Annotated in this window: 24 protein-coding genes; 18 read left to right on the top strand and 6 right to left on the bottom strand. The window is 61.5% G+C overall.

Annotated features, from left to right (window positions below):
* The first annotated feature begins 72 nt into the window (after positions 1–72).
* A complete protein-coding gene (locus K0H47_RS09535) occupies positions 73–864 on the top strand; it encodes a CPBP family intramembrane glutamic endopeptidase (RefSeq protein ID WP_177026880.1) in 792 nt (263 codons plus the stop codon).
* Positions 865–948: 84 nt separating this feature from the next.
* Complete coding sequence (locus tag K0H47_RS09530) at positions 949–2514, top strand: PAS domain-containing methyl-accepting chemotaxis protein (protein WP_093200349.1); 1566 nt, start codon at positions 949–951, stop codon at positions 2512–2514.
* An 84-nt stretch (positions 2515–2598) separates the two neighbouring features.
* Here the strand turns inward: K0H47_RS09530 and K0H47_RS09525 are convergent, their stop codons facing one another.
* Positions 2599–3291 (bottom strand): alpha/beta family hydrolase, encoded by a 693-nt coding sequence (locus tag K0H47_RS09525; protein ID WP_219272442.1) that lies wholly within the window; start codon positions 3289–3291, stop codon positions 2599–2601.
* 79 nt (positions 3292–3370) lie between these two features.
* On the opposite strand from K0H47_RS09525, the gene ccoN (K0H47_RS09520) reads away from it, so the two are divergent.
* From ccoN (K0H47_RS09520) to hemN, 14 genes are all read left to right on the top strand, one after another.
* Entirely contained in the window at positions 3371–4795 is a 1425-nt protein-coding gene (ccoN, locus tag K0H47_RS09520) for a cytochrome-c oxidase, cbb3-type subunit I (protein ID WP_219272441.1), read from the top strand.
* 10 nt (positions 4796–4805) lie between these two features.
* On the top strand, positions 4806–5414 hold the full coding sequence (ccoO, locus tag K0H47_RS09515; protein WP_003219010.1) for a cytochrome-c oxidase, cbb3-type subunit II: 609 nt from the start codon (positions 4806–4808) through the stop codon (positions 5412–5414).
* A gap of 3 nt (positions 5415–5417) precedes the next feature.
* Positions 5418–5624 (top strand): cbb3-type cytochrome c oxidase subunit 3, encoded by a 207-nt coding sequence (locus K0H47_RS09510; RefSeq protein ID WP_008437576.1) that lies wholly within the window; start codon positions 5418–5420, stop codon positions 5622–5624.
* Positions 5621–6568, top strand: coding sequence for a cytochrome-c oxidase, cbb3-type subunit III (gene ccoP / locus K0H47_RS09505; protein ID WP_219272439.1), 948 nt, complete (start codon positions 5621–5623; stop codon positions 6566–6568). The genes K0H47_RS09510 and ccoP (K0H47_RS09505) overlap by 4 nt, the downstream gene beginning before the upstream one ends.
* A 473-nt stretch (positions 6569–7041) precedes the next feature.
* Positions 7042–8484: a cytochrome-c oxidase, cbb3-type subunit I gene (ccoN, locus tag K0H47_RS09500; protein ID WP_063032286.1), complete on the top strand. Its 1443-nt coding sequence runs from the start codon at positions 7042–7044 to the stop codon at positions 8482–8484.
* Entirely contained in the window at positions 8484–9092 is a 609-nt protein-coding gene (ccoO, locus tag K0H47_RS09495) for a cytochrome-c oxidase, cbb3-type subunit II (RefSeq protein WP_003193167.1), read from the top strand. Before ccoN (K0H47_RS09500) ends, ccoO (K0H47_RS09495) begins: the two co-directional genes overlap by 1 nt.
* 5 nt (positions 9093–9097) lie before the next feature.
* A complete protein-coding gene (locus tag K0H47_RS09490; RefSeq protein WP_008437575.1) occupies positions 9098–9283 on the top strand; it encodes a CcoQ/FixQ family Cbb3-type cytochrome c oxidase assembly chaperone in 186 nt (61 codons plus the stop codon).
* The gene (gene ccoP, locus K0H47_RS09485; RefSeq protein ID WP_177069559.1) at positions 9280–10257 is read left to right on the top strand and encodes a cytochrome-c oxidase, cbb3-type subunit III; all 978 of its coding nucleotides are present in this window, start codon (positions 9280–9282) and stop codon (positions 10255–10257) included. Before K0H47_RS09490 ends, ccoP (K0H47_RS09485) begins: the two co-directional genes overlap by 4 nt.
* 431 nt (positions 10258–10688) lie before the next feature.
* Positions 10689–12104, top strand: a complete 1416-nt coding sequence (gene ccoG / locus K0H47_RS09480) for a cytochrome c oxidase accessory protein CcoG (protein ID WP_177026882.1) — start codon at positions 10689–10691, stop codon at positions 12102–12104.
* A gap of 14 nt (positions 12105–12118) precedes the next feature.
* Positions 12119–12658, top strand: a complete 540-nt coding sequence (locus K0H47_RS09475; RefSeq protein WP_017477180.1) for a FixH family protein — start codon at positions 12119–12121, stop codon at positions 12656–12658.
* A gap of 135 nt (positions 12659–12793) precedes the next feature.
* On the top strand, positions 12794–15244 hold the full coding sequence (locus tag K0H47_RS09470; RefSeq protein ID WP_219272437.1) for a heavy metal translocating P-type ATPase: 2451 nt from the start codon (positions 12794–12796) through the stop codon (positions 15242–15244).
* 22 nt (positions 15245–15266) lie between these two features.
* Entirely contained in the window at positions 15267–15485 is a 219-nt protein-coding gene (ccoS, locus tag K0H47_RS09465) for a cbb3-type cytochrome oxidase assembly protein CcoS (RefSeq protein WP_003219033.1), read from the top strand.
* Entirely contained in the window at positions 15478–16161 is a 684-nt protein-coding gene (locus K0H47_RS09460) for a sulfite exporter TauE/SafE family protein (protein WP_219272435.1), read from the top strand. The genes ccoS and K0H47_RS09460 overlap by 8 nt, the downstream gene beginning before the upstream one ends.
* Positions 16162–16264: 103 nt before the next feature.
* Positions 16265–17647, top strand: a complete 1383-nt coding sequence (gene hemN, locus K0H47_RS09455; RefSeq protein ID WP_093200370.1) for an oxygen-independent coproporphyrinogen III oxidase — start codon at positions 16265–16267, stop codon at positions 17645–17647.
* 3 nt (positions 17648–17650) lie between these two features.
* Here hemN and K0H47_RS09450 read toward each other — a convergent pair whose 3' ends face one another.
* Positions 17651–18139 carry a hypothetical protein gene (locus tag K0H47_RS09450; RefSeq protein WP_063032296.1) on the bottom strand — a complete coding sequence of 163 codons (489 nt, stop codon included), beginning with the start codon at positions 18137–18139 and terminating at the stop codon, positions 17651–17653.
* A gap of 153 nt (positions 18140–18292) precedes the next feature.
* Between K0H47_RS09450 and fnr the strand changes: the two genes are divergently transcribed.
* Together fnr and K0H47_RS09440 are read left to right on the top strand one after the other, a co-directional pair.
* Complete coding sequence (gene fnr, locus K0H47_RS09445; protein WP_003219044.1) at positions 18293–19027, top strand: fumarate/nitrate reduction transcriptional regulator Fnr; 735 nt, start codon at positions 18293–18295, stop codon at positions 19025–19027.
* Positions 19028–19107: 80 nt separating this feature from the next.
* Positions 19108–19656 (top strand): adenine phosphoribosyltransferase, encoded by a 549-nt coding sequence (locus K0H47_RS09440; protein WP_017477175.1) that lies wholly within the window; start codon positions 19108–19110, stop codon positions 19654–19656.
* Positions 19657–19719: 63 nt separating this feature from the next.
* Here the strand turns inward: K0H47_RS09440 and K0H47_RS09435 are convergent, their stop codons facing one another.
* From K0H47_RS09435 to K0H47_RS09420, 4 genes are all read right to left on the bottom strand, one after another.
* A complete protein-coding gene (locus K0H47_RS09435; RefSeq protein WP_219272433.1) occupies positions 19720–20868 on the bottom strand; it encodes an acyl-CoA dehydrogenase family protein in 1149 nt (382 codons plus the stop codon).
* Positions 20869–21097: 229 nt separating this feature from the next.
* Positions 21098–21700: a recombination mediator RecR gene (gene recR / locus K0H47_RS09430; protein ID WP_003219049.1), complete on the bottom strand. Its 603-nt coding sequence runs from the start codon at positions 21698–21700 to the stop codon at positions 21098–21100.
* Between the two features lie 65 nt (positions 21701–21765).
* Positions 21766–22800, bottom strand: a complete 1035-nt coding sequence (locus tag K0H47_RS09425) for an NADP-dependent oxidoreductase (protein ID WP_219272431.1) — start codon at positions 22798–22800, stop codon at positions 21766–21768.
* A 271-nt stretch (positions 22801–23071) separates the two neighbouring features.
* The gene (locus K0H47_RS09420; RefSeq protein ID WP_003193199.1) at positions 23072–23410 is read right to left on the bottom strand and encodes a YbaB/EbfC family nucleoid-associated protein; all 339 of its coding nucleotides are present in this window, start codon (positions 23408–23410) and stop codon (positions 23072–23074) included.
* Positions 23411–23414 lie beyond the last annotated feature (4 nt).

Here is a 23414-nt window from a genome sequence, read left to right as displayed (position 1 = left end):
GTTTTCATTTTTACCGTCGGTGACGCTCGTTATACTGCCGCCCTCAGATTTTGACTGTCACAAGGATTTCCCATGCTTGCATTGCCATGGCTGTACCTGGCGCTTCTTTCCATCGGCTATGTATTCGCCTTGAGCTACGGGCAATTGGGTTTGATGGCGGCGTTGTCCGTCGCCATGTTGCTGTTGGCCGGATTTGCCGTGCGCCAGCAGCGAAATCCTTGGGTGCGCTATCTCGGCCACGGCCTGTTTATCGTACTGGCGCTGGGGTTGGCGATGCATTGGCTGCCGGGGTTCTACAACGGTCGCGGGATCGCCCCGCAGCGCTTTACTGACGATGCCGTACCGTTTTCGATGTACTTGAACCAGGACAAGCCGCTGATCGGCTTCTGGCTGCTGCTGGCCTGCCCGTGGATTGTTGCGCGCCGGTCATTGCGCCTGTCGATCTATGCCACGGCGCTGGCATTGACCCTGACGGCGATTGCCGCACTGGGCGGTGCTGCGTTGCTGGGGGTTATCAGTTGGGCGCCGAAGTGGCCGGAACAGGCATGGCTGTGGGTGCTGAATAACCTGCTGCTGGTGACTCTCGTGGAGGAAGCGCTGTTTCGCGGTTACATCCAGGGCGGGCTGAGCCGGCGCTTCAAGCAGTTGCCCTATGGTGAAAACCTCGCGCTGTTACTGGCAGCGCTTTTGTTCGGCCTGGTCCACCTGGGCGCAGGCTGGCAGTGGACCCTGCTGGCAACCATCGCCGGCCTGGGATACGGCCTGGCGTATCGCTTTGGTGGGTTGGGCGCCGCGATCGTCACGCACTTCGGCTTGAACCTGCTGCATTTCGGGTTGTTTACCTATCCGATGCTGGCGGGCTGAGGCTGAGCCGATTGTTGCAAAAATAAGTTAAATAAAACCCCGCAGCGGCCGACAACCCATCAAAGCCTTGCGGATTGAACAATCATGCGTAATAACCAACCCGTTACCCAGCGCGAACGTACCTTCCCCGCTCAGCAACGGTTGATCTCCACCACGGATGCCAAAGGCGTGATCACCTACTGCAACGACGCCTTTGTCGAGATCAGTGGGTTTTCCCATGACGAACTGTTGCGTGCCCCGCACAACCTGGTTCGTCATCCGGATGTTCCGGCGGCAGTGTTCGCACACATGTGGTCGACGCTCAAACAAGGCTTGCCATGGATGGGCATCGTCAAGAACCGCTGCAAGAGCGGTGATCACTATTGGGTCAACGCCTATGTGACACCGGTCTTCGACGGCAATCAGGTGATCGGCTACGAGTCGGTTCGGGTCAAGCCCACCGCCGAGCAGATTCGCCGTGCTGAGGCGCTTTACCAGCGCATCAACCAGGGCAAGCCGGCCATCCCGCGCCGCGACAAGTGGCTGCCGGTGTTGCAGGACTGGCTGCCGTTTATCCTGGTCAGCCAGTTGAGCTTTCTGATTGGCGTCTGGCTCAATTCCCACTGGGGCTTCGCCTTGGCCGCCGCGCTGTCGGTACCGCTGGGCCTGCTGGGCCTGAGCTGGCAACAGCGCGGGCTCAAGCGTTTGCTGCGCCTGGCCGAGCAGACCACGTCCGACCCGCTGATTGCGCAGATGTACACCGACAGCCGCGGCGCCCAGGCACGCCTGGAGATGTCGATCCTCAGCCAGGAAGCGCGCCTGAAGACGTGTCTTACCCGTTTGCAGGACACGGCTGAACACCTCAACTCCCAGGCGGCACAGTCCAATACCCTGGCGCATAACAGCTCCAGCGGTCTTGAACGCCAACGTGTGGAAACCGAACAGGTGGCCACTGCGGTCAACCAGATGGCCGCGACGACTCAGGAAGTCGCCAGCCACGTGCAACGCACCGCCGATGCCACCCAGGAAGCCAATCGCCTGACCGGCCGTGGCCGTGATATCGCCGGCGAAACCCGCGAGGCGATTCAGCGCCTGTCGGTAGCGGTCGGGGAAACCGGTGTGACCGTGACCCAACTGGCCAAGGACAGCGATGAGATCGGCGGCGTGGTGGATGTGATCAAAGGCATCGCCGACCAGACCAACCTGCTGGCGCTGAACGCGGCCATCGAAGCGGCCCGTGCCGGCGAGATGGGCCGGGGCTTCGCAGTGGTGGCCGACGAAGTGCGGCAACTGGCCCAGCGTACCAGCGAGTCCACCGGGCAGATTCACGCGCTGATCGCCAAGCTGCAACAGACCGCCAACGCCGCCGTACAGACCATGGACGCCGGGCATCGCCAGGCGGAGGAAGGTGTGGCGCGGGTGATGGAGGCGGACCAGGCGCTGATCGGGATCAGTGAAGCGGTAGCGCATATCACTGACATGACGGCGCAGATTGCGGCGGCGACCGAAGAGCAAAGCTCGGTGGCTGAAGAGATCAGCCGTAATATCAGCACCATTGCGTTGCTGGCGGATCAGACGTCGGAACAGGCGTTGAACTCGGCGCAATTAAGTGAAGAGCTGACGCATACCGCCAATACCCAGTACTCGCTGGTAGAGCGGTTTAACCGGTAAATCGCTATCGCAGGCAAGCCAGCTCCCACATTTGACTGTGTTCACACATCAAAATGTGGGAGCTGGCTTGCCTGCGATGAGGCCCTAAAGGCCAGCAAGAAAGCTTGAGACCTTCACCGCCGCAGCCTCCAGATGCTGCTCATGACTAAATCCCGAAGCCTTCAACGGCTTCAAATCATGATCCCCCGCCACCCGCCACATCACCTCGATACTCGGCGACAACACATACCCTTCCACCGCCGCCCGATTGCCCAGCGCATCCCGCTCGCCCTGCACAATCAACGTCGGCGTCTTCAGCCCGGCCAGATGCTCGGTTCGTGGTTTCTCCGGCTTGCCCACCGCATAAAACGGATAACCCAGGCACACCAGCGCATCCGCGCCCAATTCATCCGCCAGCAAACTGGCCATCCGCCCGCCCATGGACTTGCCGCCAACCGCCAGTTTCCCAGCGACATGACGTCGCACCTCGGCATACACCTCACGCCAGCATTCCAGCAGTTTCGGGGCTGGATTGGGTGGGCGTTTGCCTCCGTCCACACGGCGCTGGGCCATGTACGGAAACTCGAAGCGCAACACGTTCACGCCATGCCCGGCAAGGCGTGCAGCCATGTCGTTCATGAAGCCCGAGTCCATCGGCGCACCCGCGCCGTGGGCCAGGATCAACGTCGCGGGCGTACCCGCGATAGACCCTGCCGCGGCATCCCACAACCAGCCGCGTTCCCGCACACACTGCGCCCATTGATCCCCGTCAATACTGGCCTTGTGCTCTTTGCCCATGCTTGCCTCGCTTTTTAGTCTGCCTATAACTCCAGCCCAAGTGCCGCATTTGCTTGGGTTGAACCGTGGATGGGGAACCATGAACACTACTTTAAGTACCGCCTATAACTACAAGGTGGTCCGCCAATTCGCCATTATGACGGTGGTGTGGGGCATCATCGGCATGGGGCTCGGGGTTTTTCTCGCAGCCCAGTTGGTATGGCCCGAACTCAACTTCAATTTGCCCTGGACCAGTTTCGGCCGTTTGCGCCCACTGCACACCAACGCGGTGATCTTTGCCTTTGGCGGTTGCGCGCTGTTTGCCAGCTCCTTCTACTCGGTGCAGCGCACCTGCCAGACCCAGCTGTTCGCACCCAAACTCGCGCAGTTCTGCTTCTGGGGCTGGCAGTTGGTGATTGTGCTGGCCGCGATCAGCTTGCCGCTGGGCTACACCACCTCCAAGGAATACGCCGAGCTGGAATGGCCGATCGCCATTCTCATCGCCGTGGTCTGGGTGGCCTACGGCGTCGTGTTCTTCGGCACAGTGATGAAGCGCAACACCAAGCATATCTACGTCGGTAACTGGTTCTTCGGTGCGTTCATCATCACCGTGGCTATCCTGCACATCGTCAACCACGCGTCCCTGCCGGTGAGCTGGACCAAGTCCTACTCGGCCTACGGCGGTGCGACGGATGCCATGGTGCAGTGGTGGTACGGGCATAACGCGGTAGGCTTTTTCCTCACCGCAGGCTTCCTTGGGATGATGTACTACTTCGTGCCGAAACAGGCCGAACGTCCGGTGTATTCCTATCGCCTGTCCATCGTCCACTTCTGGGCACTGATCACCCTGTACATCTGGGCCGGCCCCCACCACTTGCACTACACCGCGTTGCCGGACTGGGCACAGTCTCTGGGCATGGTGATGTCGCTGGTGCTGCTGGCACCGAGCTGGGGCGGGATGATCAACGGCATGATGACCTTGTCGGGCGCCTGGCATAAGTTGCGCAGCGACCCGATCCTGCGCTTCCTTGTCGTGTCTCTCGCGTTCTACGGCATGTCGACCTTCGAAGGGCCGATGATGGCCATCAAGACGGTGAACGCCCTCTCCCACTACACCGACTGGACCATCGGCCACGTACACGCCGGCGCCCTCGGTTGGGTGGCGATGATTTCCATCGGCGCGCTGTACCACATGATCCCGAAAGTCTTCGGTCGTGAGCAGATGTACAGCGTCGGCCTGATCAACGCGCACTTCTGGCTGGCCACCATCGGCACCGTGCTCTACATCGCTTCGATGTGGGTCAACGGCATTGCCCAGGGCCTGATGTGGCGTGCGGTCAACGAAGACGGCACCTTGACCTACTCCTTCGTCGAAACCCTGGTGGCCAGCCACCCAGGCTTCATCGTGCGGCTGGTGGGTGGGGCGATCTTCCTCAGCGGCATGTTCCTGATGGCTTACAACACGTGGCGCACCGTGCGTTCGGCACAACCCGCCGAAGTCGCCGCTGCGGCACAGATGGCCTGAGGAGTCGATGATGAAACACGAAACCATTGAAAAGAACGTCGGCCTGCTGATGCTGCTGATGGTGCTCGCCGTGAGTATCGGCGGCCTGACCCAGATTGTGCCGCTGTTCTTCCAGGACGTGACCAACAAGCCGGTGGAAGGCATGAAGCCCTACACCGCGCTGCAACTGGAAGGCCGCGACATCTACATCCGCGAAGGTTGCGTACAGTGCCACTCGCAGATGATCCGCCCGTTCCGCGCCGAAACCGAGCGCTACGGCCACTACTCGGTGGCCGGTGAAAGTGTGTGGGATCACCCCTTCCTGTGGGGATCCAAACGCACCGGGCCGGACCTGGCCCGCGTCGGCGCGCGCTACTCGGACGACTGGCACCGCGCGCACTTGTATAACCCGCGCAACGTGGTGCCGGAATCGAAGATGCCGGCGTACCCATGGCTGGTCACCGCTCCGGTCGACAGCAGCCACACCGAGACCAAGCTCAAAGTGATGCGCACCCTCGGCGTGCCGTACACCGACGATGACATCGCCGGCGCCGTGGCCTCCCTCAAGGGCAAGACCGAGATGGACGCGCTGGTTTCGTACCTGCAAGTGCTCGGCACTGCCATCAAGAGCAAGAGGTGAGCCATGGGATTTGATTTCGATGCTGGAACCATCCGCGGGCTTGGCACGCTGGTCGTGGCCATCGCCTTCATCGGCTTGTCGCTGTGGGTGTTCAACTCCCGGCGCAATTCGGAGTTCGCCGAAGCCTGCCTGCTGCCGTTTGCCGATGAACCGCTACCGCCAACCCCCGACGCTCAAGAAGAGCCTGCAACAAGGAGCAACCGGCCATGACTACCTTCTGGAGTACATGGATCTGTGTACTGACCCTCGGCAGCCTGATCGGGCTGACCTGGCTGTTGATCGGCACCCGCAAGGGCGAGACCAAGGGCAGCGTGGACCAGACCATGGGCCACGCCTTCGACGGGATCGAGGAATACGATAACCCGCTGCCGCAATGGTGGTTCATGCTGTTCGCCGGCACCCTGGTGTTTGCCGTCGGCTACCTGATCCTCTACCCGGGCCTGGGCAACTGGAAGGGCGTGCTGCCGGGCTATGAAGACGGCTGGACCCAGACCAAGGAATGGGACAAGGAGATGGCCAAGGCCGACGCCAAGTTCGGGCCGATCTTCGCCAAATTCGCAGCCATGCCCGTGGAAGAAGTCGCCAAGGACCCGCAGGCGCTGAAAATGGGCGGTCGCCTGTTTGCCTCCAACTGCGCGGTTTGCCACGGCTCGGATGCCAAGGGCGCCTACGGCTTCCCGAACCTGGCGGACAACATCTGGCGCTGGGGCGGTTCGGCGGACGCCATCAAGATGACCATCATGAATGGCCGTCATGCCGCGATGCCGGCCTGGGGTGAAGTGCTGGGCGAAGACGGTGTGAAAAACGTCGCGGCCTATGTGCGCCATGAACTGGCGGGCCTGCCGTTGCCGGCAGACAGCACCGCTGACGTTGCGGCGGGCCAAGTGGCGTTCAGCACCACCTGTGTCGCCTGCCACGGTCCGCAAGGCCATGGTGTGGAAGCCATGGGTGCGCCGAACCTGACGCAACCCAGCGGCTTTATCTACGGCACCAGCCTGGCACAGTTGCAGCAGACCATTCGCCACGGCCGCCAAGGCCAGATGCCCGCGCAGGAAGCGCTGCAAGGCAATGACAAGGTGCATTTGCTTGCGGCCTACGTCTACAGCCTGTCCCATAACGCCGATGGCGCGACGCCTGACAGCCAACCCGAGTAATCCTGCACTCCCCAAAAGCCGCGCCTGCTTCAGGTGCGGCTTTTTTGCGACCCATTGTCGCACCCTTCCGATCAGCGACTTTCCCCTCCTGCCATTCGGGTCTACGCTTGTTTGCACAGTGGACCGGCATTGGCCGGTCGATGGCCGACTTGCACTCGATGGGTTGAAACATTTCTGCTCGATGACAGGCGCAAAGGCTGGTACTTACCGGCTGTCGTGCCACTGACCACTCGTCACCCGAGCGGCTTGTTTACACACACTCAGTTACAAGTACCTTCGACCCGCTTAAAATCCTGTCCAAGTCGTCAGCTTTTAACCCTGGATTTTGTCCTTACGCCAAACATGGAAAGGGCGCAGAATCTGGTTTGGAACGCATTGACGCAGGTCACCTTGCGTTGCAATGGAATCTTGCTTTCTCCATACTTGCGACCGATTTTTACCCTATAAAAAAACCTAAACCGTGGAACCTTAGAATGAGCACAGCAATCAGTCCGACTGCTTATAACTATAAGGTAGTCCGCCAGTTCGCCATCATGACGGTGGTCTGGGGGATCCTTGGCATGGGGCTCGGTGTCTTCATCGCCTCGCAACTGGTTTGGCCAGAGTTGAATTTTGGCCTGCCATGGACGACGTTTGGACGCCTGCGCCCGTTGCACACCAACCTGGTGATTTTTGCCTTCGGTGGATGTGCACTGTTTGCCACTTCTTACTACGTCGTGCAGCGAACCTGCCAAACGCGACTGATTTCCGATGCATTGGCTGCCTTTACCTTCTGGGGCTGGCAAGCGGTCATCGTTGGCGCGATCATCACCCTGCCGCTGGGCTACACCACCACCAAGGAATACGCCGAGCTGGAATGGCCGATCGCCATTTTGCTGGCGATTGTCTGGGTGACCTACGCGGTGGTGTTCTTCGGCACCATCGTCAAGCGCAAGACCAAGCACATCTACGTCGGCAACTGGTTCTACGGGGCGTTTATCCTGGTGACGGCGATGCTGCACATCGTCAACCACGCCTCCTTGCCGGTGAGCTTCTTCAAGTCCTACTCGGCCTACGCCGGTGCGACGGACGCGATGATCCAGTGGTGGTACGGCCACAACGCCGTAGGCTTCTTCCTCACCACCGGCTTCCTGGGGATGATGTACTACTTCGTGCCGAAACAGGCCGAGCGTCCGATCTACTCCTATCGCCTGTCCATCGTGCACTTCTGGGCGCTGATCACCCTGTACATCTGGGCCGGTCCGCACCACCTGCACTACACCGCGTTGCCGGACTGGGCCCAGTCCCTGGGCATGGCCATGTCGATCATCCTGCTGGCGCCAAGCTGGGGCGGCATGATCAACGGCATGATGACCCTGTCGGGCGCCTGGCATAAATTGCGCACCGACCCGATCCTGCGGTTCCTCGTGGTCTCCCTGGCGTTCTACGGCATGTCGACCTTCGAAGGCCCGATGATGGCCATCAAGACCGTCAACTCGCTGTCCCACTACACCGACTGGACCATCGGCCACGTACACGCCGGCGCCCTTGGTTGGGTAGCGATGATCTCCATCGGTGCGCTGTACCACATGATCCCGAAACTGTTCGGCCGTGCGCAGATGCACAGCGTCAGCCTGATCAACACGCACTTCTGGCTGGCCACCATCGGTACCGTGCTCTACATCGCCTCGATGTGGGTCAACGGCATCACCCAGGGCCTGATGTGGCGTGCGATCAACGACGACGGCACCCTTACTTACTCCTTCGTCGAAGGGCTGCAAGCCAGCCATCCGGGTTACATCGTGCGCGCCCTCGGCGGTGCGATCTTTGCCAGCGGCATGCTCTTCATGGCCTACAACGTCTGGCGCACCGTGCGTGCCTCCGACCCTAAAGAAGCCGAAGCCGCCAGCCAGATCGCCGTTGTGGGAGCTCACTGATGAAGCATGAAGTAGTCGAGAAGAATATCGGCCTGCTGGCCTTCTTCATGGTCATCGCCGTGAGTATCGGCGGCCTGACCCAGATCGTTCCGCTGTTTTTCCAGGACGTGACCAACAAACCGGTGGAAGGCATGAAGCCGCGCACCGCCCTTGAACTGGAAGGCCGCGACGTCTACATCGCCAACGGCTGTGTCGGCTGCCACTCGCAGATGATCCGTCCATTCCGCGCCGAAACCGAACGCTACGGCCACTACTCGGTGGCCGGTGAAAGCGTGTGGGACCACCCGTTCCTGTGGGGTTCCAAGCGTACCGGCCCGGACTTGGCCCGGGTCGGCGGTCGTTACTCCGATGACTGGCAGCGTGCGCACTTGTACAACCCGCGCAACGTGGTGCCCGAGTCGAAAATGCCGGCGTACCCGTTCCTGGTCGAAAACAAACTCGACGGCAAGGACACCGCCAAGAAGATGGAAGTCTTGCGCACCCTCGGCGTGCCCTACACCGACGAAGACATCGCCGGCGCGGCAGCTGCCGTGAAGGGCAAGACCGAAATGGACGCACTGGTGGCCTACTTGCAAGGCCTTGGCACCATCATCAAAAGCAAACGGTGATCACGATGGATATCGGGATGATTCGAGGCCTGGGCACCGTTGTCGTGATGGTGGCCTTTATCGGCCTGGCGTTGTGGGTGTTCAGCCCCAAGCGCAAGTCGGAGTTTGAAGACGCGACGTTGCTGCCCTTCGCGGATGATCCCGAAGCCATCAAGCACGTCGTAGAAGCGTCTAGGAGTAACAAAGAATGACTACGTTCTGGAGTCTGTACGTCACAGTCCTCAGTCTGGGTACCATTTTCGCCCTGACCTGGCTGCTGCTGTCGACCCGCAAGGGCCAGCGCGCCGAGCAAACCGATGAAACCGTCGGCCACTCGTTCGACGGCATCGAGGAGTACGACAACCCGCTGCCGAAATGGTGGTTCATGCTGTTTGTCGGCACCATCATCTTCGCCCTCGGTTACCTGGCGCTGTACCCCGGCCTGGGCAACTGGAAAGGCCTGCTGCCGGGCTATAACTACCTCGACAACGACAAGCAAACCCCCTTCGCCAACGGCCAGACCGGCTGGACCGGCGTGCACGAATGGGAAAAGGAAATGGCCAAGTCGGACGCCAAGTTCGGGCCGATCTTCGCCAAGTTCGCCGCGATGCCGATTGAAGAAGTGGCCAAGGACCCGCAAGCCTTGAAGATGGGTGGCCGCCTGTTCGCCTCCAACTGCTCGGTGTGTCACGGTTCCGACGCCAAGGGCGCGTATGGCTTCCCCAACCTGACCGACGCCGACTGGCGCTGGGGCGGTGAGCCGGCCACCATCAAGGAAACCATCATGAAAGGCCGCCACGCGGTGATGCCGGCCTGGGCCGAAGTCATTGGCGAGCAAGGCGTGGCCGATGTGGCCGGCTTTGTGGTGACCAATCTCGATGGCCGTAAACTGCCGGAAGGCGCCAAGGCTGACGTGGCCAACGGCGAGAAACTCTTCGCCGCCAACTGCGTGGCGTGCCACGGTCCCGCCGGTAAAGGTACACCCGCCATGGGCGCACCTGACCTGACCCACCCGGGCGCCTTCATCTACGGTTCGAGCTTCGCGCAACTGCAGCAGACCATCCGTTATGGCCGTCAGGGCCAAATGCCTGCGCAGGAGCAATTGCAGGGCAATGACAAGGTGCATTTGCTGGCGGCGTATGTTTACAGCCTGTCCCATGGGGACAAGCCGGCGGACGCCGAGTAAGGCAAAACGGCCATAAAAACGGCTCTGTCAGCGGAAGCTGACAGAGCCGTTTTTGAAACCACCAAAGATCCAATGTGGGAGCGGGCTTGCTCGCGAATGCGGTGTATCAGTAACCAATAAGTTGACTGACACTGCGCATTCGCGAGCAAGCCCGCTCCCACATCAGACCTGCCTTGTTTTGAAGATCCGGGTCTCTTGGCTGACTGCATTGAGGACCTGCCCGCCCACCGCAACAGCAAAAACCGTCCATACTTCACAAGTCAATTGATCCAGATCACGTACACCATCAATTGACTTCCCCCAACGCGACCAAAGGTCGCACCCGTCAAAGGGTATCCGGGGCGTATCATTAGGCCACTGCAACACCCCTATTTTGACCCCGGTTGGCACGTACTGGCCGAGGCAAATCTCCACTGCCGTGGGATGCAATGATGAGCAACCAGATTCCGGTACATGACGTTACCCCGCCTGCCAAAAAATCAAGCAACACTGTCGATCTCTACGCATCACGGGAGAAAATCTACACCCGCGCCTTCACCGGTTTGTTCCGCAATTTGCGGATGCTCGGTGGCGCCGGTTTGTTCCTGCTCTACTTCGGCACCGTGTGGCTGAACTGGGGTGGCCACCAGGCCGTGTGGTGGAACCTGCCGGAGCGTAAATTCTTCATTTTTGGCGCGACCTTCTGGCCCCAGGATTTCATCCTGCTGTCAGGCATCCTGATCGTGGCGGCGTTTGGCCTGTTCTTCATCACCGTGTATGCCGGCCGCGTCTGGTGCGGCTACACCTGCCCGCAAAGCGTGTGGACCTGGATCTTCATGTGGTGCGAAAAAGTCACCGAAGGCGACCGCAACCAGCGCATCAAACTGGACAAGGCGCCGATGAGCGCCAACAAGTTCCTGCGCAAATTCAGCAAGCACAGCCTGTGGCTGATCATCGGCTTCGTCACCGGCATGACCTTCGTCGGCTACTTCTCGCCGATCCGTGAACTGGTGTTCGACTTCTTCACCGGCCAGGCCGATGGCTGGTCGTATTTCTGGGTCGGTTTCTTCACCCTCGCCACCTACGGCAACGCCGGTTGGCTGCGCGAGCAAGTGTGCATCTACATGTGCCCGTATGCGCGCTTCCAGAGCGTGATGTTCGACAAGGACACCCTGATTGTTTCCTACGACCCACGCCGTGGCGAAACCCGGGGCCCGCGCAAAAAAGGCATCGACTACAAGGCCGAGGGCCTGGGGGATTGCATCGATTGCACGATGTGCGTGCAGGTGTGCCCCACCGGCATCGACATCCGTGACGGCCTGCAGATCGAATGCATCGGCTGCGCGGCCTGTATCGATGCCTGCGACAACATCATGGACAAGATGGAATACCCCCGCGGCCTGATCAGCTACACCACCGAGCACAACCTGTCGGGGCAGAAAACCCATAAGCTGCGCCCGCGCCTGATCGGTTATGCCCTGGTGCTGCTGGCGATGATGGGCCTGTTGGCAGGCGCATTCTTCATGCGTTCGCTGGTGGGTTTCGACGTCAGCAAGGACCGAGTGCTGTACCGCGAAAACGCCGAAGGCCGGATCGAAAACGTCTACAGCCTGAAGATCATGAACAAGGACCAGCGCGACCACACTTACGTGCTGGAAGCCGCAGGCCTGCCGGACCTCAAGCTGCAAGGCCGGCGCGAGATCAAGGTGGCTGCCGGGGAAATCTTCAGCATGCCGGTGGAGCTGTCGAGCGCGCCGGAACAGCTGCCGTCGAGCACCAACGAGGTGAAATTCATCCTCAAGGATGCCGATGACGACAGCGTTCACATTGAAGCCAAGAGCCGATTCATCGGCCCACAAGTCCGTTAATAGAGAGCCGAACAATGCCCGCAGCTACTGCCGCAAGCCCCTGGTACAAGCACCTCTGGCCCTGGATCATCATCGGGATCCTGACCTGTTCGGTGACATTGACCTTGTCCATGGTGACCATCGCGGTGAAGAACCCCGACAACCTGGTCAACGACAACTACTATGAGGCGGGCAAAGGCATCAACCGTTCCCTGGACCGCGAACTGCTGGCCCAGACCCTGCAACTGCGGGCCAAGGTGCACCTGGACGAGCTGACCGGCGAAGTCGAGGTGCACCTGACCGGCAACAGCGGGCCCGGCACCCTGGAACTGAACCTGATTTCGCCGACCCAGCCAGAGAAGGACCGCAAGATCATCCTGACCCGCAGCGACAGCGAACCTGGCCGCTACATCGGCCAAGTGACCGACAAGGTCGAAGGCCGCCGCTTCGTCGAACTGCTGGGGGTGGAAGGCGACAGGACCTGGCGCATGTTTGAAGAAGAACAGGTCAGCCATGACAAGGACTTGCTGCTGGGTGACGAGCCGCTGCAGGGTGCTGAAGACCTGAAAAAATAGAGCGGCACCTGTTTGATCGTTCCCACGTTCTGCGTGGGCATGCATTCCGTGACGCTCCGCGTCACAAGAGCGGACGCGGAGCGTCCAACGAAGCGTTCCCACGCAGAGCGTGGGAACGATCATCGGAACTGAGCCATGACCACCCCAACCCCCTGCTACCACTGCGCCCTGCCCGTGCCGCCCGGCAGCCGGTTCACTGCGGTGATCCTCGGCGAGCCCCGCGAGCTGTGTTGCCCGGGCTGCCAGGCGGTGGCCGAGGCGATTGTCGCCGGTGGCCTGGAAAGCTATTACCAGCACCGCAGCGAAGCCTCGGCCAACCCCGAGGCACTGCCGGTGCAACTGGTGGACGAGCTGGCGCTGTATGACCGCGCGGATGTGCAAAAGCCTTTCGTCCGCCACGACGGCGGTCTGTCGGAAGCCACGCTGTTGATGGAAGGCATCAGCTGCGCCGCCTGCGGGTGGCTGATCGAAAAACACCTGCGCAGCCTGCCCGCCGTGGCCGAGGCGCGGCTGAACCTGTCCAACCACCGCCTGCACGTGCGCTGGGCTGACGGGCAATTGCCGTTGAGCCAACTGCTCGGCGAGTTGCGCCATATCGGCTACGCCGCCCACCCGTACCAAGCCGATCGCGCCGCCGAACAACTGGCCAGCGAAAACCGCCGGGCCTTGCGTCAATTGGGGGTGGCCGGGCTGCTGTGGTTCCAGGCGATGATGGCAACGATGGCCACCTGGCCGGAATTCAACATCGACCTGAGCCCGGAGCTGCATGTGATCCTGCGCTGGGTCGCGATGTTTCTTACAACGCCCATCGTGTTCTACAGCTGCGCCCCCTTCTTCAAAGGTGCGATGCGCGACCTGCGTACCCGCCACCTGACCATGGATGTCTCGGTGTCGCTGGCGATTGGCGGTGCATACCTGGCCGGGATCTGGACCGCCATCACCGGCACCGGTGAGCTGTACTTCGATGCCGTCGGCATGTTTGCCTTGTTCCTGCTGGCCGGGCGCTACCTGGAACGCCGCGCCCGGGAACGTACGGCGGCGGCGACCGCGCAGTTGGTCAATCTGTTGCCGGCTTCGTGCCTGCGCATGAGTGCCGATGGGCAAAGTGAGCGGATCCTGCTCAGCGAACTGGCCTTGGGGGATCGGGTGCTGGTGCATCCGGGTGCGGTTCTGCCGGCAGATGGCATCATCCTCGACGGCCAGTCGAGCATCGACGAGTCCCTGCTGACCGGCGAGTACCTGCCGCAACCGCGACAGGTCGGCGATGCGGTGACCGCCGGCACCCTCAACGTCGAAGGCGCGCTGACCGTCGAAGTCCGCGCCCTGGGCCACGACACACGCCTGTCGGCCATCGTGCGCCTGCTGGAGCGGGCCCAGGCGGAAAAACCCCGGCTGGCGGAGATCGCCGACCGCGCCGCCCAATGGTTCCTGTTGTGCTCGCTGATCGCGGCCGCAGTGATCGGCCTTGTATGGTGGGAGCTGGACTCTTCACGGGCCTTCTGGATTGTCCTGGCGATGCTGGTTGCGACCTGTCCTTGCGCCCTGTCCCTGGCGACGCCAACCGCCCTGACGGCGGCCACCGGCACCCTGCACAAGCTCGGCCTGCTGCTGACCCGGGGCCACGTGCTGGAAGGCCTGAACCAGATCGACACGGTGATTTTCGACAAGACCGGCACCCTCACCGAAGGTCGTCTGGCCTTGCGCGCGATCCGCCCGTTGAGCGTGCTGGGCAGCGACGAGTGCCTGAGCCTTGCCGCCGCGCTGGAACAACGCTCGGAACACCCGATTGCACGCGCATTCGGCCGCGCACCACTGGCGGCGGATGAAGTGCTCAGCATGCCGGGACTGGGGCTGGAAGGCATTGTCGGTAACCGCCGGTTGCGCATTGGCCAGCCGGGTTTTGTCTGCGAATTGAGCGGCTGCGCGCTTCCCACCCCGCCAACAGAAGCCGGGCAATGGTTGCTGCTGGGGGACACCGACGGCGCCCTGGCATGGTTTGTCCTGGATGATCGCCTGCGCAGCGACGCGCCCGCCTTGCTCGCCGCCTGCAATGCACGCGGCTGGCGCACCTTGCTGCTGTCGGGCGACAGCTCGCCAATGGTCGCCAGCGTCGCCCTTGAGCTGGGCATCGACGAAGCACACGGCGGCCTGCGCCCCGACGACAAGCTGCAAATGCTGCAGCAGTTGCACAAGGAAGGCCGCAAGGTGCTGATGCTCGGTGACGGCGTCAACGACGTGCCGGTGCTGGCCGCCGCCGATATCAGCGTGGCCATGGGCTCGGCCACCGACCTGGCCAAGACCAGTGCCGACGCGGTGCTGTTGTCGAACCGCCTCGACGCCCTGGTACAAGCCTTTACCCTGGCCCGGCGCACTCGCCGGGTAATCATTGAAAACCTGCTGTGGGCCGGGCTGTACAATGGCCTGATGTTGCCGTTTGCCGCCCTCGGCTGGATCACCCCCATCTGGGCAGCGATCGGCATGTCCCTCAGTTCGTTGACCGTGGTGCTCAACGCCCTGCGCCTGACTCGCATGCCGAGCACGCCAGCCGCGAGCGTCACCCCCGTTACCCGTCCGCTGCCGGCTTGAGCCGCGCGGGCATGGAGTGCAGATGCCAGCTCTTTACGTGATGATCCCGGCGGCGCTGTTGATTGTGGCCATCGCCATTTACATCTTCTTCTGGGCGGTGGACAGCGGCCAGTATGACGACCTCGATGGCCCGGCCCACAGTGTGCTGTTCGACGACCAGGACCCGAATCACCTGGCCGCCGTCGACGAAGCCAACGGCCCTGAGCAACCGCCCAAGCCCAAAGATCCGCCCCATGCTTGAACTGGCGCCCCTGCTGGTCTCGGCGGTGATCCTCGGCCTGCTGGGCGGCGGCCATTGCCTGGGCATGTGCGGCGGCCTGATGGGCGCGCTGACCCTGGCGATTCCCAAGGAGCAACGCAGTCGGCGCTTTCGCCTGCTGCTGGCCTATAACCTGGGGCGCATCCTCAGCTACGCCACCGCCGGCCTGTTGATCGGCTTGGCCGGCTGGGCCGTGGCCAACAGCCCGGCGGCGATGTTCATGCGCATCCTCGCCGGGCTGTTGCTGATTTGCATGGGTTTGTACCTGGCCGGCTGGTGGAGCGGCCTGACCCGTATAGAAAGCCTCGGGCGCGGCCTGTGGCGGCATATCCAGCCGGTTGCCAACCGTTTGCTGCCGGTGTCCAGCCTGCCCCGGGCGTTACTGCTGGGCGCGCTCTGGGGCTGGCTGCCGTGCGGGTTGGTCTACAGCACCCTGCTGTGGGCAGCCAGCCAGGGCAATGCGCTGGACAGTGCACTGCTGATGCTCGCCTTCGGCCTCGGCACCTGGCCGGTGCTGCTGGCCACGGGGTTAGCCGCTGATCGAGTAACAGCGTTATTGCGTAAACGTAGCGTGCGGATGACAGGAGGCCTGTTAGTCATCCTGTTCGGCATCTGGACCTTGCCCGGGCCGCACCAGCACTGGCTAATGGGCCATTAAAAGGCCATGTGGCATAGCGCCGCTCCCCGTTGATGCAAATCAAGATGGCCTCTGCACCCAGCCCCTAGACTCGGCCCACTAGCCTATCCGGGGGAACGCCCGCATGCTCGACGCCATTCGTTGGGACACTGATCTGATTCACCGCTACGACTTGGCGGGGCCGCGCTACACCTCGTACCCCACCGCCGTACAATTCGACAGCCAGGTCGGCACCTTCGACCTGCTCCACGCCCTGCGTGACAGTCGCAAGGCCACACGGCCATTGTCGCTGTATGTGCATGTGCCGTTCTGCGCGAATATTTGCTACTACTGCGCCTGCAACAAGGTCATCACCAAGGACCGTGGGCGGGCCCACGCCTATCTGCAACGCCTGGAGCAGGAAATCCAGCTGGTGGCCTGCCACCTCGACCCCAGGCAACCGGTGGAGCAGCTGCATTTCGGCGGCGGCACCCCGACCTTTCTCAGCCATGACGAGCTGCGTCAGGTCATGGGCCGGCTGCGCCAGCACTTCAACCTGCTGGACGATGACTCCGGCGACTACGGGATTGAAATCGACCCACGGGAAGCCGACTGGGCGACCATGGGCCTGCTGCGTGAGCTGGGGTTCAACCGCGTCAGTATTGGCGTGCAGGACCTGGACCCCGAAGTGCAGCGTGCGGTGAACCGCCTGCAAAGCCTGGAAGAAACCCGGGCAGTGATCGACGCAGCGCGCACCCTGCAGTTTCGTTCGATCAATATCGACCTGATCTACGGCCTGCCCAAGCAGACACCGCTGAATTTTGCGCGCACGGTGGAGGAAGTGATCAGCCTGCAACCGGACCGGCTCTCGGTGTTCAACTACGCACACCTGCCGGAACGTTTCATGCCCCAACGGCGGATCAACACCGCAGACCTGCCGACCCCGGCGGAAAAGCTGCTGATGCTGCAAACCACCATCGAGCAGTTGACCCAGGCCGGCTACCGTTACATCGGCATGGACCACTTCGCCCTGCCGGATGACGAACTGGCCATCGCCCAGGAGGAAGGCAGGCTGCAACGCAACTTCCAGGGCTACACCACCCATGGGCATTGCGACTTGATCGGGCTTGGGGTGTCGGCGATCAGCCAGATTGGCGACCTGTACTGCCAGAACAGCAGCGACCTGAACCACTACCAGAACGCCCTGGCCGGCGCGCAGCTGGCCACCAGTCGTGGGCTGTTGTGCACCACGGATGACCGGTTACGGCGGGAAGTGATTCAGCAGTTGATCTGCAATTTCAGCTTGGCATTCGAGAAAATCGAACAGGCCTTCAACATCGATTTTCGTGGTTACTTCGATGAGCTGTGGCCACAACTGGAGGCAATGGCCGAGGACGGGCTGATCGAACTCGACCCACTAGGCATCCGCGTATTGCCGGCTGGACGCCTGCTGGTGCGCTCGGTGTGCATGGTGTTCGATGCCTACCTCGAACACCAGAACCGGCAGCGCTTCTCCAGGGTTATCTGAGTGTTACTTCGCCATCAGGCTCATCGCTTCCATCTGAGCCTGAGGCGGCTCGTCTTTCAGGACTTTGGACAATTGCGTCTGGGCCGTCATCAAGCCGGACTGGATGGTCGCCACGTCGCCCTGCAAACCGGCCACCTTGGCCTGGCGCGCCTCGGGGCTCAGGGAGGTGTCAGCCATGGCCGCAGAGAGTTCGGCCATCTTCTCGGCCAGCTGCTTTCTCAATTCGCGGATCATCTTCAACAGCTGCTTGGCGCTGTCGCTCAGGCTGCTTTCATCAATATCGCTATTGGAGGATTTCGCTGCCGAGGCCATGCCCATCCCCGCACCGGAAATGACCACCTTCACGCCCTCAGTGACCGTAGGCTCGGCAGCCTTGGTTTCCAGAGCCGGCGCCTTGGCAGCGGCTTCTTTTTCCTTGGCTGCATCAGCAGCCTTCCAAACGGCCACTGCGGACACGTTGATAAGCGGGTTTTGGACAGTGCTGACTGACATGATCTGAGCTCCAGCTCCTAGAGAGACATCTATGTATCGACGCCGATACATAAACCTTTATATCGCTGCTGCTTTTTTGTACACGCTGGCCTGATCGTCCCCCAGTGCGGTACCCTTACGTCTTATGTGTGTTTTCCCACAAGGATTTAAGAAATGTCCGAGCCAGTTAAACTGCGCGCTCATAGCCAGGCTCATTGCAAGGATTGCAGCCTGGCCCCCCTCTGCCTGCCACTTTCGTTGAATCTGGAAGACATGGAAGCGCTGGACGAGATCGTTAAACGCGGTCGCCCACTGAAAAAAGGCGAGTTTCTGTTTCGCCAGGGCGATAAGTTTGATTCCGTTTATGCAGTACGTTCTGGCGCGTTGAAAACCTTCAGCCTGAGCGATGGCGGCGAAGAGCAGATCACCGGTTTCCACCTGCCCAGCGAATTGGTGGGACTCTCGGGCATGGACACTGAGATTCACCCGGTATCGGCCCAGGCCCTGGAAACCACGTCCGTCTGTGAAATTCCGTTCGAGCGCCTGGATGAACTGGCCCTGCAGCTACCGCAATTGCGTCGCCAGTTGATGCGCGTGATGAGCCGGGAAATCCGCGACGACCAGCAGATGATGCTGCTCTTGTCGAAGAAAACCGCCGACGAGCGGATCGCTACCTTCCTGGTCAACCTCTCCGCGCGTTTCCGTGCGCGGGGTTTCTCGGCCAATCAGTTCCGCCTGAGCATGTCGCGCAACGAAATCGGCAACTACCTGGGCTTGGCGGTGGAAACCGTGTCCCGGGTATTCACCCGCTTCCAGCAGAACGAGCTGATTGCCGCTGAAGGCAAGGAAGTGCATATCCTTGACCCGATCCAGCTCTGCGCCCTCGCTGGCGGTTCGCTCGACGGTTGATCCAGACGCTTGCGGCCGAGCCAATCGGCTGGGCCGCAGGTATACTTCGAGTCCGTTTTCCTCCCCAGGACTCCTCGACGATGGTCTTCGATTCGTTCGACATCAAATCCCTGATTCGCCCAGTCATCGACTTCCCCAAGCCTGGGGTGATCTTTCGTGATATCACGCCGCTGTTTCAGTCGCCCAAGGCTTTGCGCCTGGTGGCCGATACCTTTGTGCACCGCTACGTCGAAGCCGAGTTCACCCACATTGGCGCGATGGATGCCCGGGGCTTTTTGATCGGTTCGATCATTGCCTATCAGTTGAACAAACCGCTGATCCTGTTCCGCAAGCAAGGCAAATTGCCGGCTGACGTGCTGGCCGAGGGTTACCAGACCGAGTACGGCGAAGCCTTCCTGGAAGTGCACGCCGACAGCCTGTGTGAAGGTGATTCGGTGCTGATGTTCGATGACTTGATTGCCACCGGCGGCACGCTGATCGCGGCAGCCAACCTGGCCCGGCGCATGGGCGCACGGATTTTCGAAGCGGCGGCGATCATCGATCTGCCGGAGCTGGGTGGTTCCCAGCGCCTGGAAGACATGGGCATTCCTACCTTCTGCCTGACGCAGTTTGCGCTGACAGACCAATAACCCGGGATTCGTGTGGCGAGGGAGCTTGTGTGGCAGGGAGCTCCCTCGCCACAAAAGCGCTTTCTACAGGCCCATCTGCTTGCTGATGATTTCGTTCATCACTTCCCGAGTCCCGCCACCGATGGACAGGATGCGGTTGTCGCGATACAGCCGCTCCACCAGGTTGCCGCGCATGTACCCCTGGCCGCCGAGAATCTGCACGGCATCGTAGGTCGCGCGGTCGGCGGTATCAGTGGCGAGGTTCTTGGCCATGGAAATCTCCTTGATTACACTCTTGCCCGCGGCCATCTTGGCGGCCTGGCGGTAGGTGAACTCCCGAGAGACTTCCACCGCCGTGGCCATTTCCGCCAAGCGATGCTTGAGCACCTGGAACTTGCCGATGGGTTTGCCGAACGCTTCTCGCTGGGTGGCCCATTTCAGGCTTTCTTCCAGGGCCATTTGCGCCGTCATGTTGGCCATCAAGGCGAGGGCCAGCCGCTCGCTCTGGAAGTTGCCCATGATGCAGGCGAAGCCCATGTTCTCGACGCCGATCAGATTGCCTACGGGTACGCGGCAATCATCGAAAAACAATTCGGCAGTGTCCGACGCCCACCAGCCCATTTTCTTCAGCGGTGTACCGGTGGTAAAGCCAGGGGTGTCTTTCTCGATCAGCAACAGGCTGATACCGGCAAAGCCCGGCCCACCGGTGCGTACCGCGACGGTGTAGACGTCGGCGCGCTGGCCGCTGGTGATAAAGGTTTTGCTGCCGCTGACCCGATAATGATCACCGTCGCGCACGGCACGGGTTTGCAGGCTGGCGACATCGGAGCCGCCTCCGGGCTCGGTGACCGCCAGGGCGGCGATCTTCTCGCCGGACAAAACCTGCGGCGCGACACGATCGCGCACTTCAGGCCGGGCCCATTTGACGATGGGTGGCAAGCCGATATCCAGTGAGCCCAACCCCGCCACCACACCGCCGGAGCCGCAGCGCATCAGCTCTTCGCTGGCCGCGACCTTGGCGAACAGATCACCTTCGTGGCTGCCGCCGAGGGCTTCGGGGTAACCGATCCCCAGGATCCCCGCCGCGCCGGCCTTGAGATACAGCTCCCGGGGGAAGCTCTCGGCCTCCTCCCACTGCTCGATGTCCGGCAACATCTCGCGTTCGACGAAACGGCGCACGCTGTCGCGGACCAATTGGTGGCTGGGGTCGAAGTATTCCTGATAGGCAGACATCGGCAAGCTCCACGGGACGGTGGAGCGAACTTACCAAGCGCTTGCTTGGTTATCAAGGCACAAGGCAGAGCCTGACGAAGACTTAGATGAACAGTAAAGATCAAATGTGGGAGCTGGCTTGCCTGCGATAGCATCACCTCGGTTTAACTGAAAGACCGAGTTGTTTGCATCGCAGGCAAGCCAGCTCCCACATAAAGCCCAGCTCCCACATGTTGTCCTGCGGTGTTTGTTACAGGGCGATCGGCTTACGTCCGGCAAACGAATGCGCCAAGGTCCCGCCATCCACCAGTTCCAGCTCGCCACCCAACGGCACGCCGTGGGCGATGCGCGAGGTGATCAGGCCTTTGTTGGTCAGCAACTGCGCGATGTAATGGGCCGTCGCTTCGCCTTCCACCGTCGGGTTGGTGGCCAGGATCACCTCGACGAAGGTGCCCTGCTCCTCGATCCGCGTCACCAGTTGCGGAATACCGATGGCTTCCGGCCCCAGGCCGTCCAGCGGCGACAGATGGCCCTTGAGCACAAAGTAGCGCCCGCGGTAACCGGTCTGCTCCACCGCGTACACGTCCATCGGCCCTTCCACTACGCACAGCAGCGTGTCGTCGCGACGCGGGTCGGCGCATTGCGGGCAGAGTTCTTCCTCGGTCAGGGTGCGGCACTGGCGGCAGTGGCCTACCCCTTCCATGGCCTGGCTCAAGGCCTGGGCCAGTCGGGAGCCACCGCTGCGATCACGCTCCAGCAGTTGCAGCGCCATGCGCTGGGCGGTTTTCTGACCCACGCCTGGCAAAGTGCGCAGGGCGTCGATCAGTTGACGAATCAGGGGGCTGAAGCTCATGGGGAAAGGTCCGACAAAACAACGAGACGCGGTTTATACCCGCGCCCCGGATTAGCGTCAAATGCTCAATCTTGTGCGACGTGCACCACCAACTTGCCGAAGTTGCGCCCCTCCAGCAAACCGATAAAGGCTTCTGGTGCCTGCTCCAGGCCTTCCACCACGTCTTCGCGGAACTTGATCTTGCCATCCCGCACCCACGGCGCCATGGCGCTGAGGAATTCCGGCTGACGGTCGCCGTAGTCGTCGAACACGATAAAGCCCTGAATGCGCACACGCTTGGTCAGCAGGGTGCGCTGCAGCGCCGGCAGCCGGTCGGGGCCGCTGGGCGCTTCGTGGGCGTTGTAGCCGGCGATCAGGCCACACAACGGGATTCGGGCCTTGGCATTCAGCAACGGCACCACCGCGTCGAACACCTTGCCACCAACGTTTTCAAAGTAGATGTCGATGCCCTCGGGACACGCCTGGGCAAGTTCCTCGGCAAAGTTGTCGCTCTTGTGATCGACGCAGGCATCAAAGCCCAGCTCATCCACCACATAGCGGCACTTGTCGGCGCCACCCGCCACGCCGACCACCCTCAGGCCCTTGATCTTCGCCACCTGGCCGACCACCGAGCCCACCGCGCCGGAAGCCGCCGCCACTACCAGGGTTTCCCCGGACTTGGGTTGGCCGATATCCATAAGGCCCATGTAAGCGGTCATGCCGGGCATACCCAGCACACCCAACGCCATGGACGGACTGGCGAGGCCCTTGGGCACCGGCACCAGGTTGCGGCCATCGGAGATGCTGTGGCTCTGCCAGCCGGTGGAACCGACCACCAGGTCACCCACTTCGAACTTGGGGTTGCGGGACTGTTCGATACGGCTGACAGCGCCACCGGTCATCACCTCGTCGATTTCCACCGGCGCGGCGTAGGATGGCGCATCACTCATGCGCCCGCGCATGTAGGGATCCAGCGAAAGGTAAAGGGTTTTCAGCAGGACCTGGCCGTCGGCCAGTTCCGGCAGCGCGACGCGCTCCAGGCGAAAGTTTTCCGGCACCGGTGCGCCGTGGGGGCGTGAGACCAGCACGATGCGCTGGTTGAGGGTCAATGCTTCGGTCATCAGCGAGGCTCCTTCTATCGGTGATTGAATTCAACGGTATAGGGTGCAGACCCCAACACAGGGCCCAGGGTTCGACAAAACTCTCGCAGTAGCAGTTGTCAAGCGCCAGCGAGGCTACGTTAGCCGCACCGCTGCGTTCATGCCAGGCGTGGGACCGAGTCGCTGCCGACGCAGCCTCGCTGGCGCTCGACAGCTGCTACGGGTATGGAAAATAGCTGGCCAAAAAAATGCCAGGCACGGGGCCTGGCATTTTCGGTGCTGCGCTTGCCGATCAGAACGGCAGCTTCATACCCGGCGGCAGTTGCATGCCAGCGGTCACGCCGGACATTTTGTCCTGGCTGTTGGCCTCGATCTTGCGCACGGCGTCGTTGACGGCCGCGGCAAACAGCGCTTCGAGCATTTCCAGGTCGTCTTCGCCCACACCTGGCAATACGCTTGGGTCGATGCTCACGCGCTTGATGTCGTGACGACCGGTCATCACCACACTGACCATATCGCCACCGGCTTTACCGGTGACTTCGGCGTTGGCCAGTTCTTCCTGCATCTTGGCCATTTTTTCCTGCATCTGCTGTGCCTGCTTCATCAGGCCGGCCATGCCACCTTTCATCATGGGA

This window comes from Pseudomonas sp. Xaverov 83, assembly GCF_019352905.1.
Classification (GTDB): Bacteria; Pseudomonadota; Gammaproteobacteria; order Pseudomonadales; family Pseudomonadaceae; genus Aquipseudomonas; species Aquipseudomonas yamanorum.
This window is presented reverse-complemented; position numbering and strand designations above follow the sequence as displayed.

Bases quoted from the DNA above. Each gene is read 5' to 3' on its own strand.
- K0H47_RS09535 (WP_177026880.1), top strand. From the start codon at position 73: ATGCTTGCATTGCCATGGCTGTACCTGGCGCTTCTTTCCATCGGCTAT.
- K0H47_RS09530 (WP_093200349.1), top strand. From the start codon at position 949: ATGCGTAATAACCAACCCGTTACCCAGCGCGAACGTACCTTCCCCGCT.
- K0H47_RS09525 (WP_219272442.1), bottom strand. From the start codon at position 3,291: ATGGGCAAAGAGCACAAGGCCAGTATTGACGGGGATCAATGGGCGCAG.
- ccoN (WP_219272441.1), top strand. From the start codon at position 3,371: ATGAACACTACTTTAAGTACCGCCTATAACTACAAGGTGGTCCGCCAA.
- ccoO (WP_003219010.1), top strand. From the start codon at position 4,806: ATGAAACACGAAACCATTGAAAAGAACGTCGGCCTGCTGATGCTGCTG.
- K0H47_RS09510 (WP_008437576.1), top strand. From the start codon at position 5,418: ATGGGATTTGATTTCGATGCTGGAACCATCCGCGGGCTTGGCACGCTG.
- ccoP (WP_219272439.1), top strand. From the start codon at position 5,621: ATGACTACCTTCTGGAGTACATGGATCTGTGTACTGACCCTCGGCAGC.
- ccoN (WP_063032286.1), top strand. From the start codon at position 7,042: ATGAGCACAGCAATCAGTCCGACTGCTTATAACTATAAGGTAGTCCGC.
- ccoO (WP_003193167.1), top strand. From the start codon at position 8,484: ATGAAGCATGAAGTAGTCGAGAAGAATATCGGCCTGCTGGCCTTCTTC.
- K0H47_RS09490 (WP_008437575.1), top strand. From the start codon at position 9,098: ATGGATATCGGGATGATTCGAGGCCTGGGCACCGTTGTCGTGATGGTG.
- ccoP (WP_177069559.1), top strand. From the start codon at position 9,280: ATGACTACGTTCTGGAGTCTGTACGTCACAGTCCTCAGTCTGGGTACC.
- ccoG (WP_177026882.1), top strand. From the start codon at position 10,689: ATGAGCAACCAGATTCCGGTACATGACGTTACCCCGCCTGCCAAAAAA.
- K0H47_RS09475 (WP_017477180.1), top strand. From the start codon at position 12,119: ATGCCCGCAGCTACTGCCGCAAGCCCCTGGTACAAGCACCTCTGGCCC.
- K0H47_RS09470 (WP_219272437.1), top strand. From the start codon at position 12,794: ATGACCACCCCAACCCCCTGCTACCACTGCGCCCTGCCCGTGCCGCCC.
- ccoS (WP_003219033.1), top strand. From the start codon at position 15,267: ATGCCAGCTCTTTACGTGATGATCCCGGCGGCGCTGTTGATTGTGGCC.
- K0H47_RS09460 (WP_219272435.1), top strand. From the start codon at position 15,478: ATGCTTGAACTGGCGCCCCTGCTGGTCTCGGCGGTGATCCTCGGCCTG.
- hemN (WP_093200370.1), top strand. From the start codon at position 16,265: ATGCTCGACGCCATTCGTTGGGACACTGATCTGATTCACCGCTACGAC.
- K0H47_RS09450 (WP_063032296.1), bottom strand. From the start codon at position 18,139: ATGTCAGTCAGCACTGTCCAAAACCCGCTTATCAACGTGTCCGCAGTG.
- fnr (WP_003219044.1), top strand. From the start codon at position 18,293: ATGTCCGAGCCAGTTAAACTGCGCGCTCATAGCCAGGCTCATTGCAAG.
- K0H47_RS09440 (WP_017477175.1), top strand. From the start codon at position 19,108: ATGGTCTTCGATTCGTTCGACATCAAATCCCTGATTCGCCCAGTCATC.
- K0H47_RS09435 (WP_219272433.1), bottom strand. From the start codon at position 20,868: ATGTCTGCCTATCAGGAATACTTCGACCCCAGCCACCAATTGGTCCGC.
- recR (WP_003219049.1), bottom strand. From the start codon at position 21,700: ATGAGCTTCAGCCCCCTGATTCGTCAACTGATCGACGCCCTGCGCACT.
- K0H47_RS09425 (WP_219272431.1), bottom strand. From the start codon at position 22,800: ATGACCGAAGCATTGACCCTCAACCAGCGCATCGTGCTGGTCTCACGC.
- K0H47_RS09420 (WP_003193199.1), bottom strand. From the start codon at position 23,410: ATGATGAAAGGTGGCATGGCCGGCCTGATGAAGCAGGCACAGCAGATG.